At 58.6% G+C, this 13,041-nt stretch carries 12 protein-coding genes and 2 pseudogenes; 8 read left to right on the top strand and 6 right to left on the bottom strand.

Annotated elements, in window-relative coordinates; genetic code table 11:
- Nucleotides 1–106: 106 nt before the first annotated feature.
- Together M3I54_RS08845 and M3I54_RS08840 are read right to left on the bottom strand one after the other, a co-directional pair.
- Nucleotides 107–1,252 carry a porin gene (locus M3I54_RS08845; RefSeq protein ID WP_254334842.1) on the bottom strand — a complete coding sequence of 382 codons (1,146 nt, stop codon included), beginning with the start codon at nucleotides 1,250–1,252 and terminating at the stop codon, nucleotides 107–109.
- Nucleotides 1,253–1,449: 197 nt separating this feature from the next.
- Nucleotides 1,450–2,346: a LysR family transcriptional regulator gene (locus M3I54_RS08840; RefSeq protein WP_254334841.1), complete on the bottom strand. Its 897-nt coding sequence runs from the start codon at nucleotides 2,344–2,346 to the stop codon at nucleotides 1,450–1,452.
- Between the two features lie 1,205 nt (nucleotides 2,347–3,551).
- Between M3I54_RS08840 and M3I54_RS08835 the strand changes: the two genes are divergently transcribed.
- The gene (locus tag M3I54_RS08835) at nucleotides 3,552–4,541 is read left to right on the top strand and encodes an SDR family NAD(P)-dependent oxidoreductase (protein WP_254334840.1); all 990 of its coding nucleotides are present in this window, start codon (nucleotides 3,552–3,554) and stop codon (nucleotides 4,539–4,541) included.
- A 621-nt stretch (nucleotides 4,542–5,162) separates the two neighbouring features.
- Nucleotides 5,163–5,738: a GNAT family N-acetyltransferase gene (locus M3I54_RS08830; RefSeq protein WP_254317457.1), complete on the top strand. Its 576-nt coding sequence runs from the start codon at nucleotides 5,163–5,165 to the stop codon at nucleotides 5,736–5,738.
- A 404-nt stretch (nucleotides 5,739–6,142) separates the two neighbouring features.
- Here the strand turns inward: M3I54_RS08830 and M3I54_RS08825 are convergent, their stop codons facing one another.
- Together M3I54_RS08825 and M3I54_RS08820 are read right to left on the bottom strand one after the other, a co-directional pair.
- A complete protein-coding gene (locus tag M3I54_RS08825; protein WP_254334839.1) occupies nucleotides 6,143–7,531 on the bottom strand; it encodes an aldehyde dehydrogenase family protein in 1,389 nt (462 codons plus the stop codon).
- A 90-nt stretch (nucleotides 7,532–7,621) separates the two neighbouring features.
- Entirely contained in the window at nucleotides 7,622–8,542 is a 921-nt protein-coding gene (locus M3I54_RS08820) for a LysR family transcriptional regulator (RefSeq protein WP_254334837.1), read from the bottom strand.
- A 114-nt stretch (nucleotides 8,543–8,656) separates the two neighbouring features.
- Between M3I54_RS08820 and M3I54_RS08815 the strand changes: the two genes are divergently transcribed.
- Nucleotides 8,657–9,508, top strand: a complete 852-nt coding sequence (locus tag M3I54_RS08815) for an alpha/beta fold hydrolase (RefSeq protein WP_254335036.1) — start codon at nucleotides 8,657–8,659, stop codon at nucleotides 9,506–9,508.
- Nucleotides 9,509–9,676: 168 nt separating this feature from the next.
- Here the strand turns inward: M3I54_RS08815 and tatA are convergent, their stop codons facing one another.
- A complete protein-coding gene (tatA, locus tag M3I54_RS08810) occupies nucleotides 9,677–9,907 on the bottom strand; it encodes a Sec-independent protein translocase subunit TatA (RefSeq protein ID WP_254334835.1) in 231 nt (76 codons plus the stop codon).
- Here tatA and M3I54_RS08805 point away from each other — a divergent pair.
- From M3I54_RS08805 to M3I54_RS08795, 4 genes and pseudogenes are all read left to right on the top strand, one after another.
- The gene (locus M3I54_RS08805; protein WP_254334834.1) at nucleotides 9,884–10,141 is read left to right on the top strand and encodes a hypothetical protein; all 258 of its coding nucleotides are present in this window, start codon (nucleotides 9,884–9,886) and stop codon (nucleotides 10,139–10,141) included. The two genes, tatA and M3I54_RS08805, sit on opposite strands and share 24 nt — an antisense overlap.
- Before the next feature lie 68 nt (nucleotides 10,142–10,209).
- Nucleotides 10,210–10,362 (top strand): porin, encoded by a 153-nt coding sequence (locus M3I54_RS08800; RefSeq protein WP_254334833.1) that lies wholly within the window; start codon nucleotides 10,210–10,212, stop codon nucleotides 10,360–10,362.
- Nucleotides 10,319–10,486 (top strand): annotated as a pseudogene (locus M3I54_RS45330) (hypothetical protein); the annotation flags it as partial. The gene M3I54_RS08800 and the pseudogene M3I54_RS45330, both read left to right, overlap by 44 nt.
- 59 nt (nucleotides 10,487–10,545) lie before the next feature.
- Nucleotides 10,546–10,810 (top strand): annotated as a pseudogene (locus M3I54_RS08795) (transposase); the annotation flags it as partial.
- A 551-nt stretch (nucleotides 10,811–11,361) separates the two neighbouring features.
- Here the strand turns inward: M3I54_RS08795 and M3I54_RS08790 are convergent.
- Entirely contained in the window at nucleotides 11,362–12,462 is a 1,101-nt protein-coding gene (locus M3I54_RS08790; RefSeq protein WP_254334832.1) for a hypothetical protein, read from the bottom strand.
- A 373-nt stretch (nucleotides 12,463–12,835) separates the two neighbouring features.
- Between M3I54_RS08790 and M3I54_RS08785 the strand changes: the two genes are divergently transcribed.
- Nucleotides 12,836–13,030: a hypothetical protein gene (locus M3I54_RS08785; protein ID WP_254334831.1), complete on the top strand. Its 195-nt coding sequence runs from the start codon at nucleotides 12,836–12,838 to the stop codon at nucleotides 13,028–13,030.
- Nucleotides 13,031–13,041 lie beyond the last annotated feature (11 nt).

Below are 13,041 nucleotides of genomic sequence, written 5' to 3'. Positions count from 1 at the left end.
AATGCGAAGCGAATCGACGCGACTTCGACGTGCACGCGCCGTACGCAACAGTAGCTTGTTATGCATCATGCCGCACGCCTGGACGTGCGGCACGTTCCATGACAGCTTAGAACTGGTGACGTATTCCGATACGAGCGATAAACTGGTTGGCCGTCGTAGCCGGCGAGTCTGCCCCAGTAATGAAAGCTGTATTGAGCGGCGCGGCCACTGCACTACCACCCGCCGTATGCTGGTACATGCCCTGGATGTACACGTCGGTGCGCACAGACAGATTGTAGTCAGCCATCAGGCCGATCTGATGCCACTTCGGCGTCGAATCGCCGGCGGTACTTTGGAAGTGACCGAGGGTGTAGTTATACATCGCGCCAACGAAGGCGTTTTTCACTAACTGATACTTCGCATTCACCTCGAAGTTGTCAAACTTGAGGCTGCTGGCCGTGTTAGCGAAATTGCCGACATAGGCCGAACCCGTGGCATCGTTCAGGCTCGTGTGGCTATAAACAAAACCAAGAAGCGCCGAGCCGACCGTATAGTTGATACCGGCGCCCCAAACTTGCTCGCGGTTCGCAAAGAAGGCAGTATCGTCGGTCGCGAGCGAGCCACCCGCCGTGCTACCCGGTTGATTGATCTGCATGAATGCCGCGGCAATCGTTACAGGACCGCCTACATATTGGGCGCCGAGGCTGTACGCGCGGTTGTTCGCAAAGCCGCCGGCCTGATTGCTAAAGCCATAGAGACCACCAAACGAGAACCCGCCATAGGTTTTGCTGGAATACTTGATGCTGTTATTCAGGCGAAACGAGTTGTCGGTGTTGTCGTTGTCGTAGGGGTGGGCCATCAGATAGCCGGCCCAGTTACCGTTGGCCGTAAGCGGCGCAAGATAGTCGACGACAGAGTCGTACTGTCTGCCCATCGTCAACGAACCGAGCGTTTCCGAAGCGATACCGACGTACGCCTGCCTGCCAAACATGCGGCCGCTTTGGCCCAGTGCGCCCGAGTTCACATCGAATCCATTCTCCAGTTGGAAAATAGCCTTGGTACCGCCGCCCAGATCTTCAGAACCCTTAATGCCCCAGCGGCTACCTTGCGCGAAGCCGCTCTCTAATTGTACTGCCGAATGACCGGCGGAATTGTTGGTGTAGTTCAGACCCTCATCAATCACACCGTACAAGGTCACGCTGTTTTGCGCGAGGGCTGCAACAGGGGCAATGACGAGACCAAGCGCCGTTCCGGCGGTAAGCATTCTTTTCATAGATATAGGTGTCCTCAATGTATGGAATTTCCGAACCGATTTCCCCACCTTTGTCGAGTGAAAGTCTTCGACATGGGATAGTCGGCATCGGTCCACCGCACCTTAGGACCTACAAAAATCACCGGCACAGCAATTCAGTATTGACTGGTTTCGTGTTGCATGAATCGCAACGGCATTGACGTCATGGACTTGCGTCCCTAGTTGTTTTTGCGGTAGCGATCTACAACAAAATCAATGAACCCACGTACTGCAGTAGCCATATGGAGCTGTCCCGAGTACAAAATCCAGAACGTACGCTCGTCGCCACAGAGCTCTGCGTCGTGCAGCAAAATTTCTAGCATGCCGCTATCGAGCTCCTCTTTTATCAACGAGATCGACAATCGGGCTATTCCTAAGCCGGCCAGTACTGCGCGCTTTATCAAAGCTGGGCTTTGCGTGTTTAAGGCAGGGCGAACAACTACGCGGTGCGTACTGGATGTGCTGCGAAATTCCCAGTAGCGACTTGGCGCATCCGAAGCGAGGAGAATGTCATGAGCGGCCAGGTCAGCCGGGGTATGAGGTGTTCCTCGGCGGGAGAGATAGTCAGGAGTTGCGACAATCACATCGCGAGCCTGCGCGAGCGAGCGACAGATGAGCGAAGAGTCGCGCAACCGGCGTTCCGCGCCAAAACAGACATCGAAGTCCGCGACTGTGATGTCAGTCATGTCTTCGAACACCGTCAGCTCAAAACTCGTGTGCGGTTCCCGTTGACGATAGGCGGCGAGCACTTCGGGGAGATCCGAGTTGGCGTAAGCCGATGACGCTGCAATCTTCAACAGTTTTGCAGGTTCGTTGCTTGCCGACGCGACAAATTCATCCATGACGTCGAGCAACCCGATCAATTCCACGCATCGCTTGTAGTATAGCTGGCCGGTGTCGGTAAGGGACACACGGCGGGTCGTCCGGTTGATCAGGCGTACTCCGAGGCGCTGTTCCAGTTTTGCGACGCTGCGCGTGATGACAGATGCCGACACGCCCATGTGCTTTGCCGCTTCGGCAAAGTTCAGACGCTCCGCTACTTTGGCAAAGATGCGTATCGATGCGAGTTGACTCACGATGCCGCCCCAAGATTGGGCGGGCAGTTACTGCGCAGCGGCACCTCTACAAGGCCACTATGCTGTGGATCAGTTCCACTGCGAGGAAACGTTCGGCTGCCGTTATGCTTGTTCGCCGCATGTAGGCCTTTATGTGGTGTTCGCATTGTGCAAAACCGGTAGTCCAGAAAGCCGTGCGAGGATAGCAGGCGCCCCGTTACCGCACGCGGTCCGGCTCATTACAATCTTGTTATCTCCAAGCGAGAACTACGGATACGGGACCGAGAGGCCACAACACATCGGAACGAGTCCATAGTGACGTCGAGGACGCCCTGAGGCGGCACGGATCTAATGAACTTTGCAGGGGTGAAAGAAAATGCGGATTCGTCGTGAATCGGGACATTACAACTGGTCGAAATCGGCCGAAACCATCCTCCCGAGCGTTAAGCAATTTGGATTACAAATATCTAACTCAGCGCACTCGTAAGAGAGCGCAATCTGCATCTGCCCCGGTCTACAGGCAACGAAGAGGAGCTCCGATGAAGCAACGCTCGCCACTGGAAGTCTGCCTGCCGCTTGCCTTGGCCGTTGCGGCATGCGCTGCGTCACAACCGACTCACGTCGTCGCTTTGGCATGGCTCAACGCTGGGGTCTGTTCCGTCGGCTACCGAACACTTAATGACTTCCCGATCGATCGCATTTCGTATCGATGGCTCCGCGGCCCCCGCCGCGTGGCCCTATGGGTCTACCATCTCGTCTGATGGCCGTGGTATGTGCGTCGGGAACTGCGGGCGATCGTTGTCAAAACGGAGCGTCTCTTCAGATCGAGTCAACGTCTCGCGCGTGAAGAGCGTTCAGGAGCGAACGCGCAGCGGGCGCCCCGCGATAAATCCGAATGACGCAAGCCAGCCTCTCTCTGCCGTACACGAGCAATAGCGGCAAGTCTCGCAATCCGTCATCGTCCGTGCATATCGCCGAATCGAAGTGGCGAACACGGTCGTCGCGCCAATCGACCCGCTGTCGCAAATCAGATTTGCGGCGCCGAGCCTTCCTTGCCTCGCGTGTTCCCCGCAAGATTATCCGCTGCCTCTACCGTCGTAGGGTGCGGCACGTCGAAAGGACGTTTCATCGCTCAGGAGCATTGCATGGCAACAGTCAAAAGCGAAACGAATGATAGTACCCAGCGCCCCGATTCGTCCCGGCGCAAGATGATCATGGGGGGCGGCATGGCCGCTGCGACGATGCTCTTTGCCGGGGTTGCGAAAGCCGAACCCACATCCGGTCGGAACGCAACCGTCGACGGTATTCCGGTGCCGATGCCGCCCGAGGATAAAACGGCCGGACCGATCGTCGCCGGGCGCGACACCAAACTGGCGGGCCGCGTCGCGGTCGTGACCGGTGCCGCGCGCGGCATCGGGCGTGCGATCGCTGTCGAATATGCGGCGAACGGTGCGGATGTGATCGCCATTGATATCGCGGCGCCCGTAACCTCGGCCTCGAGCGCCGTACCGGCGACGCCGGACGATCTCGCGGAAACGGTCAGGATGATCAAGGCGTACGGTGGCCGCGCGGAAGGCATTCGCGCGGACATCCGCGATATTGCAACACTCCGTGCCGTCGCGGACGGTATCAACGAGCGCTTTGGAAAGATCGACATTGTCGTTGCTAATGCCGCGGTGCAGTATTGGAAGCCACTTCTCGAGCTACAGGACTCCGAATGGCGTGATGTCATCGACAACAATTTGAACGGCACGGCGAACACGATCCGCGTATTCGCTCCGAAGATGGTGGCCCGCAACTACGGCCGCATTATCGTCATCTCCTCGATGCAAGGGCGCCACGGCTCGAAGGACGCTGCAAGCTATTCGGCTTCGAAGTGGGGAATCTTTGGCCTGATGAAGTCCGCCGCACTCGAACTTGGCCGCTACAACATCACCGTTAACGCGATCACTCCGGGGCTCGTCGGCACCGCGCTTACGTTCTACGACGCGCGGCTTTCGGAGAGCATCGGCGAAACCGGCTATCACAAGCCGAACGGTCCGTTGACGCCGCAAGAGGCCTGGGACCGTCGCGCAGCAACCATGCCGCTCGGTGTTGCATGGCTGCAGCCGGAGGACATTTCGCCGGCCGCCGTCTATCTTGCGTCAGAAGGTGCCGCCATGATCACCGGAGCAGAAATCGAGGTGACGGGCGGTGACAGCGCGAAGAGTATCTGACGCCCCGGCGCGTAGTCATCATCCACGACAGCGCTCGTTCCGCGGGAAGCGGCAAGATCCGCAAACTCGTCGTTCGTCTTCGCTCCATCGCACTCCCAATAGTGAACCTGGCCGCCCAGTAGGTGGTGGACGACACCCTTGTCATTGAGCTTAAGCACCTGCGAATGTTTCGCTCGTGCGTACGCACCGCAGATCCGCAATACAGGCTCATTTCCGGCATGGCCGCAATTAAGCGGTATTGAACAATACGTCATCTGGCTGACGGCTGCTCACCACACGGCCCGTGGCGTGCTGCATCGCCCGCTGGTTACAATAGGTTACATAGAGTGGTGGTCTTCGTAAAAGATGGTAAGTATCCGCGCTGAGGCGCCGAAAAACTCGGCCGACTTGGCTGCTATGCTCCATTCAGTCGCCCAGTTCTGCCGTGTTTTGCCCGCGTAACCCAAAAACGGACTCTGAATTCCGCTCCACAGACCCGCACGCGCGCACTCTGATTGCCTCGTGATCATGCTGTTGCAAGTCGCGAACTATGACAGTGGTGGGCGCTTCTATCCGAGTGCCGAAAGCTTGCTGCACTGTGCCGGTCCTTTTCATCGAAGCTAGTCAACGCGCGACGAACGAATGCCTCCACTCTTTACCAAGGTCGAAGTCTCTAAGACAGCCCGGGTTCAGCTTCGCCCGATCGAGATGTCCGACGCCCAAAGGATATTCGAAATCTGGTCCGATCGCGAAGTGATGCGCTTTTACGACATAGCGCCACTAAACAGCATCGAAGATGCCCGGCTGCTTGTCTCAGCTATGGTCAAAGAGCTGGCGGAAGGATTAAGTGTGCGCTGGGCCATCGTATCGAATTGCGGCATGCATTTCATTGGCTCATGCGGGTTTAGATTCGATACCAAGTTCTATTCAGCAAGTATTAGCTTCGAATTGGAACGTCACTCATGGCGTCAGGGATTAATGCGCGAAGCTCTAAACGCGGCGATCGCCCATGCATATGACCACTGGCAAATCAACCGTATCCAGGCGGTAACGAACCGCGACAATTACGCCTCGATTGGACTTCTAAGAAGCCTGGGATTTGTGGAGGAAGGTGTTATGCGGCAATGGGGCTACTGGAAAGATGCATTCCACGACGTCCATCTTTTCTCCCGGATCAGGGCCGATCAACGGGCAATGCAGACATCACTGCCTGCATGAGGGTCACATGCCGACGGTCGCGCGCAGGCTGTTCCAGTGCGATGCTCACTCTACAGGCTCAGTTCATTGCGAGAAGTGTCACACGTACTCCTGGGCTAATGGAGAATCGGAGTCCCTTCAAAGTGATTACACGTTCGTTTACCAGTGCGATCCACCGTCGAGACTTACTGCTACGCCGCCCTCAGGAAATTCTCGCGCCTATGAAAGGACAGCGACAAATAACCGATCCCGATTGACGAGGAAAGGCATATCAGTCCCTCGGCCAGTTTCGGACGTTCGCTAGCTTCAGCAGAATGGTCGACAACGTGGCCGAGACCTTTGACGCGTCAGTTGACCGATCAAGCGGCTGATGCATCCGCTTTACGCGAAGACCGGCTCATGAATCTCCTGGTTTCCGCACCCAATCAACGGCGGTCAATCCAGACCGTCTGGATGTTGGAGAATTCATGCAAGCCGAAGCTCGAGAGTTCCCGGCCAAACCCGCTCTTCTTGACCCCGCCGACAGCAACCCGGGGATCGCTTGCGACATAGCCGTTAATAAATATGCCGCCGGTTTCCAGCTGCGCGGCCATCTCGTTGGCCAGTCCCATGTCTGCGGTCCAGATCGTTGCACCCAGGCCGAATTCACTATCGTTAGCGAGCTGCAAAGCATGTTGTGCGTCGCGCGCAACGATCAGGGACGCGACTGGCCCAAAGAGCTCCTGGCTGAACGCCGTCATGCCCGGCTTGACATCTGCCAATACGGTCGGCGCGTAGTAGTTGCCTTCGCCCGCAATCTTTTCTCCACCCAGCACCAGCCGCGCGCCTTCGGCCACCGTTGCCTGCACCTGGCCATCGAGTTCGTCGCGGAGGTCGTACCGGGCCATCGGGCCGATATAGGTGTCCTCGCACAACGGATCGCCCACCTTCAACGCCTTGACGGCCGCCACGAACCCGTCTTCGAAAGCCTTCGCAACCGATTGTTCGACGATGATGCGCTTGGCGGCGAGGCACACCTGGCCGGTGTTCTGGAAACGACCGACGACGGCGGCCTTGATCGCTGCGTCAAGGTCTGCGTCGGCAAGCACGATAAACGGATCCGCACCGCCGAGTTCGAGAATGCACTTTTTCAGCGCGGCGCCGGCTTGCCGGGCGATCGCCGAACCCGCCCTGACGCTTCCCGTGACGGCAACGGCCGCGATCCGGGCATCTGCGATGACTGCGGAGACATCGTCAGGCGTGATGTTCAAGACCTCGAAGACGCCTTCCGGCAGGTCCGTCGCCGCGAACGCGTCGCGCAGCAGCCAGGCGCTGCCCATCACGTTCGGCGCATGCTTCAGCACGTATGAGTTGCCGGCGAGAATCATCCCGACGGCTCCGCGCAGCACCTGCCAGATCGGAAAATTCCATGGCATCACTGCAAGGACCGGCCCCAGCGGGCGGAACTCCTGCCGCGCCTGCCCGCGATCGACCGTCACGGTTCGCGGTGCGAGAAAGCCGGGGCCGTTTTCGGCATACCACTCGCAAAGATGGGCGCACTTTTCAATCTCGGCACGCGCCTGCGCGATCGGCTTGCCCATCTCCCGGGCCATCATGGCGGACATTGCCTCACTGCGCTGGCGCAGCGCGCTCGCCAACTGGACCAGGATATTTGCGCGTGCCGCTACCGGCACGTCACGCCACCGGCTAAACCCGGCAACGGTGCGGGCGAGCGCCCGCTCGACATCCTGTGGATCCTGGAACGGGTGACGGGCGAAGACTTCGCCGGTCGCCGGATTACGCGAGACTGCGTGGGTGATGGCTTCCGCTTGCACGTTTGCTCTCCTTGATCAATGGTGGGATGAGCGAAACGATACGGACTTTACGAGCCAGAAAAAAGTGAATAATTTTGACCAACTTATTCTCTATTTGAGAACGGTCAGGAGCGGCGATTCCGCGGCTTCGAGAGAGGTATCGACGGTGGAACCCGGGCGCGCCAGCACCTCCAGCAGTGCATTCAGACTGGGCATACGCAATCCGCCGCGGCGGATCAAATGAATCTGGACGTTTCGATACCGCTCGACGAGTTCATGAGCCTTGACGTTTTTTCTGGAGGGCATGTTTTGCAGCATGCTTCGCGGCAACAGCGCCAGTCCTGCGCCCGCGGACACGCAGGCCAGCATCCCGTGGTAGGACTCCATTTCAAATATCTTGCCCGGTGAGCTGCCGTCGTCGCGGAACCAGGCTTCGAACAGGCGACGGTAGGAGCAGTTCGAGCGGAAGGCATAAATGTTCCGCCCGTTGACGTCACGGGCTCTCTTGATCGCAGGATGATTGGCCGAGGAAACCAGCACAAGCTCCTCCTCGAAAACGGGCGTTTCCTCAAGCGATGGATGACTCACGGGGCCGTCGACGAACGCCGCAGCAAGCCGCCCAGCCAGGACGCCATCGATGAGCTCCCCCGATGCTCCCGTCGAGAGATCGAGCACGACATCCGGAAAGCGCCTGTGATACTCAGCCAGCACGGCCGGAATTCTCACAGCAGCGGTGCTCTCCAGCGATCCAAGCGCCAGGGGTCCCCTCGGCTTGCTATCCGTTACCGACTGTCGCGCTTCATCAGCCAGGTCCAGCAGGCGTCGCGCGTAATCGAGGAAGGCCCAGCCATGGGTGGACAAACGAAGCCGCTGCCTTTCTCGTATGAAGAGATCGACACCCAATTCGTCTTCGAGCTGTTTTATGCGCGCGGTGAGGTTGGAAGGCACCCTGTGCAATCGCTGCGCGGCGGCCTGGATGCTGCCTTCCTCCGCGACGGCGCGGAACATCGCCAGCTGGGAGAAGTCCATCATTCGCCTCCCGTGAACAAGTTCGTCAATATTATTCGCTTTTTACTGCGAGCAACAGGCGTTATCGTGAGTTACCTCTTTCCGGAACCAGGAAGCATATCCAGCTTTACCGCGACCATGAACGCACGCGTCAATTCGTCCATTCTCCTGCGCCCGGACCTGGGCTTTGCAACCCTTCCTTCCGGCGTTTCCATGCCGTACGTGCAGCGCGGAACGGGCGAGACGCTCCTCCTCGTACATGGATCATTGTGCGATTTTCGATACTGGGAGGCGCAACTCGGGCCCCTTTCCGCCCGTTACCGCTGTATCGCGCCAAGCCTGAGCCACTACTGGCCGGGCATCGACGCGGGTGCGTGCGATGAGTTCAGCTGGCGTGCGCACGTCAACGAACTGGCCGAATTCATCATGACATTGGATGTCGGCTCCGTTCACCTACTAGGGCACTCGCGTGGTGGATGCATCGCGTTTCACGTTGCGCGCGAGTATCCTCGCCTGGTTCGAACGCTGACGCTTGTGGATCCCGGCGGTCCGACGAGCAGCGGCACTAGCGGCAACTCGGCCCCTCCGCCGGCCATCAACGCGCTACGACAGAAGGTCGCGCTGTTGATCGAGCATGGCGCGACCGAGACGGGCCTCGAGTTGTTCGTGGACTCCGTGAGCGCACCGGGTGTGTGGAAAAGGAGCAGCGCCGCATTTCGCACGATGGCCATCGATAACGCGAGCACACTCTCCAGGCAGTTCCGTGACCCGCTGCCGCCATATACGGGAGAGTTGGCGGCCGAGGTCAAGTGCAGAACGCTCCTTATTGAAGGCGCAAAAAGTCCGCGGATGTTTCGCAGCAACGTAGACAGCCTCGGGCGGTGGATTTATCAGGCAGAGCGGCGCTGTATCGACGGCGCCTCGCACGGGATGAACATCACGAAGCCTCGCGCTTTCAACTCGCTGGTCAGCTCTTTTCTCGGCGGATGACGACCGGTTTCCCGAAACATGAATGTCAGCATCAAATCACATTTATTGCGAACTATGCCACCGCATTCGGCAATGCTATGCCGTGCTTCTTGAGCTTTGTGCAAATATCTTCTCGATCCAGGTTGAACCTATTGAAGATGAAATTGCATCGATTGCAGATGCGCCCTATCAACGCGCCTCATCCACACCGCGCGCGGTGTCCGCGTCGTGCGCGGCCGGCCCGAACAACTGGTCGACCTTCATTGAATCGTGGAGCGATTCGCCGTCCTTCACACCGTTCTTGAAGCCTTTTATGGCAAAACCAAGGTCGCTGCCGATATTGCGGAGCTTGCTCGTGCCGAATACGAGAGAAACGATGGTCAGCACGACAAGCCAATGCCAGATACTGAGGGAACCCATGACAAACAAACTCTCCCTGAAAATGTATCGAAACTGCGCTGGTCACGACTTGAAACGTTCCGCTCCTTCGCGGCCATGCAGGCGCTGGATGGATTTCACCAGCGCCCCATTACTCGACCATTGCATCTCGACCCTATCGTGATTACGATTGAAACGTTCGACAACGCAGATTCACAATTCATCGCACGAATTGCGGAAAACGCGCTGTCCAGCTGGGGTAACCGGTTTATCTGATACTCTTTTTATCAGCTTCTCCATCGGGCACCGTCGTCCAGGTCTTTATGGAATGAAGAGTCCGTCAAATGAAAAGAAGAAATCTGGCCATTCTCGTGACTGTGACAGGTGCAACACAAGCACAGAGCAGCGTGACGCTTTTTGGACTGATCGACAGGGGCATTGCCTATACCAGCAATGCACGCAGTGATCCGGCTGTACCGTCAAAAGTGGGACACTAACTGGTCACAAATCACAGGCATCGCCAATACTTCACGCTTGGGACTGCATGGCAACGAGTCGCTTGGCGACGGCCTCAGCGCCATCTTCTGGCTAGAAAGCGGCTTCGACTCGATCAATGGGGCGTTTGAGAACGGCGGTGATCTGTTCGGACGGCAAGCGTGGGTCGGCCTAACTTCCGATGGATCGGGCCGATCACTGCAAGTATGCGTGCCTCAGAAATCGGCGATGGCCGGCAGTTCAGATGCAGTCGCGATTTCGTGGCCCCGCGTGGCCTTGTTCCCCGCCCGTACAGCACGGGCGGCAGATCCAACCTTCCCGGCGCCAGTCGACGCGGCAAGAAGAAGATCCCTAGACTCTAGTCTCCTCGTCCAGTGCGCCAGGGCCTAAATGCGATGCCTGCAGAAGCGAGTCGGCCACCTCGTGGACTGGACCCGAGCGCTGCTGACATGACGCCACTCGAACGTGGTGGCGTGCGCGCTGGCCAACAAGCTGGCTTGCACCGCCTAGCCGATCGTTGCTCGTCATACCACGTTGATCCAGGACTTGCGGCAGCATCGGCTTGAACGAACGCAGGCTAGCTCTTTCTCGTTTTGCGACGACTGAAACCTGATGACGTGAACGGCACACCGGCCTATGGAACACCCCCGCAAGTAATGAGGCTCCTGAAGCCGCACAACTTTATGGGGCCGCGGGGCGCGAACTTCATCGAGGCGCGGGGAGCAATCCCCACAACGACGCCGGATAGCTTTGAGCAAGCCAACACTGCATCAAGTGCCGGGGGTTGCAAAACTGGGGCGGACCATAGATTTACCTGCGCGAGCGTCCCAGTTTCCTCCAAAGAGGGACACATGATCGGCTCATGAAGATAAGTATTCTTATCATAAGGCATCTATTTACATCTGAAAATTAGGCGAATGAAAAATCACCTGACTAAGTCCTCCGCCCCGACTCCCGCTGAGCCGGCCGGTTTTCCCAACGCCGGCCTGGCCATGCACCGACTAGCCGCCGCGCCTAACACGTTCCCAACCGTGCTTCACAGCCGTCTTGAAACGCTCCCATCCGCTTTCGGGATATCGCGACTCCCAGTTCGCGCGCGCACTCGCTTCCACGCCCTGCCAGTCGGCCCCGCGATACCGCTCGTCGCGTCCGAGCGTCGCGCCGTGTGAGTAGGCACGCCGATACTCGTCATACGAACCACCCGTGTTCGCATAATGTGCGTCGTAGTCCTTCCTAAATTCACTGTCGTACGGGTACGCGTCGCCTTGCTGGGTGCCGAGACCCGGGTCGCCCATGAAGCCTGTCCCCGATTGACGCTGGGCGTTTGACGCAGCGGACTTGCCGTCGGCTGATTGCGCGCTGTGCGCTTTGACGCCGGCGTCAGTATTCGTGCCCGCGAACCCGGCTTCAGACGCGCCTGATGCGTGCGGCTGCTTCTCCACGGGCGGGGTCGATCCGCGCCCGTCCGTGCGCGTCGATACCTGCTGCATCCCTGCGGCCGCGTTCGTATCGGCGACCGAAAATGCGGCGCCGTGCACGTCGGTTCTTGCAGCGGCAGGGGTGCCCGGGGAAGGCGCCGGCCGCACCGCTGACGCGGCCGGCGTGTCGCCTTGCCGTCCGTGCGTGGCTTCCTGCTGTCTGGCGTGTTCGCCAGTCATCGCACTGCCTGGATGCGCTGCGTGTTCCGGACCTTGCACCTTCGCAGTACCGGTACGCCACGCGTTGGCGTGCTCCTCGATGTCGGCAGCGCCCATGCGGAGCATCGTTTCAATCGCCAGATCGACTTGCGATTCAGTAACATCGGCGCTGACTACCGTGCCACCGCGACGGATGAATTCCCTGTAATCCTCCGCGTCCGTTGGATACTCTCCTCTCGTGAAGATGTGCGCGAACAACTGCTCCAGTCGATCGAAGACTTTCTTGTGGTGGTGCGTATCGACAGCACCCTGTACATAGACACGTGGCCCCTTTTCGCGGGGAGCATCAACCGATATCGAGTAGATGGCAATATCCGCTTGCGCTATCCCAGCCTCGCCCAGTGCGCGCTGCGCCGAGCGCGCATTTGCGTAGCTGTCGTACACGCCTAACACGGTTGGCCTCATGACTTTCTCCCTCCGCAATTCACGGGTGGCATCCGCACCGCCGTATCGGCGACACGCGCAACACATGTGCCCGCTTCGGTCGCGGAAAGCGTTCACGGTGGGAGTAGAGCGCCAACAATGAATCAAGCGCTTAATCGCTCCCATATCGTATGGACATGCGCGACCGCCGAAATGTTCAATATGCGGGACGCCCCGAATAGCTACGCTTCCGAGCCTTGGCCTAACATTAACTCCCCCGGTCCATATCGCAGCCATGCACACCACCGGTAATGCGCAGCCGAAAGCGAGTGCTATAGCCGGGCGAGCACGGCCGACAAGCAAGGGGCCGGCGCATTTCAGATGCAGCACCTACTCGAATTCTCAGGAGACAGGTATGCTCAGCCCCCACGAATTTGCAACATTAATGCTGGTCAAGGACTCCGCCGACCAGATTGCCGACCGAGGGGAAATTGATGCGTTGGTCGAGCGTCAATTGGTCGCCATGGATCAACTTGCCAGCGGTGTCGTGCGCCCTCGCGTGACGGAGGATGGCGATTACATCCTGCGTACCCTCACCCGAATTCACTGAAACGCCGGTAC

This window comes from Paraburkholderia sp. CNPSo 3274 (assembly GCF_024206475.1).
In the GTDB taxonomy this organism is placed as follows: Bacteria; Pseudomonadota; Gammaproteobacteria; order Burkholderiales; family Burkholderiaceae; genus Paraburkholderia.
Note: the sequence above shows the minus strand (reverse complement) of the source record. Positions and strands in the feature narration are given on the sequence as shown.

What these genes read in the sequence shown, in the direction of transcription:
- tatA (WP_254334835.1), bottom strand. Translation starts at nt 9,907, where the DNA reads ATGGGTTCCCTCAGTATCTGGCATTGGCTTGTCGTGCTGACCATCGTT.
- M3I54_RS08800 (WP_254334833.1), top strand. Translation starts at nt 10,210, where the DNA reads ATGAAAAGAAGAAATCTGGCCATTCTCGTGACTGTGACAGGTGCAACA.
- M3I54_RS08820 (WP_254334837.1), bottom strand. Translation starts at nt 8,542, where the DNA reads ATGATGGACTTCTCCCAGCTGGCGATGTTCCGCGCCGTCGCGGAGGAA.
- M3I54_RS08815 (WP_254335036.1), top strand. Translation starts at nt 8,657, where the DNA reads ATGAACGCACGCGTCAATTCGTCCATTCTCCTGCGCCCGGACCTGGGC.
- M3I54_RS08790 (WP_254334832.1), bottom strand. Translation starts at nt 12,462, where the DNA reads ATGAGGCCAACCGTGTTAGGCGTGTACGACAGCTACGCAAATGCGCGC.
- M3I54_RS08805 (WP_254334834.1), top strand. Translation starts at nt 9,884, where the DNA reads ATGCCAGATACTGAGGGAACCCATGACAAACAAACTCTCCCTGAAAAT.
- M3I54_RS08830 (WP_254317457.1), top strand. Translation starts at nt 5,163, where the DNA reads ATGCCTCCACTCTTTACCAAGGTCGAAGTCTCTAAGACAGCCCGGGTT.
- M3I54_RS08835 (WP_254334840.1), top strand. Translation starts at nt 3,552, where the DNA reads ATGGCCGCTGCGACGATGCTCTTTGCCGGGGTTGCGAAAGCCGAACCC.
- M3I54_RS08785 (WP_254334831.1), top strand. Translation starts at nt 12,836, where the DNA reads ATGCTCAGCCCCCACGAATTTGCAACATTAATGCTGGTCAAGGACTCC.
- M3I54_RS08845 (WP_254334842.1), bottom strand. Translation starts at nt 1,252, where the DNA reads ATGAAAAGAATGCTTACCGCCGGAACGGCGCTTGGTCTCGTCATTGCC.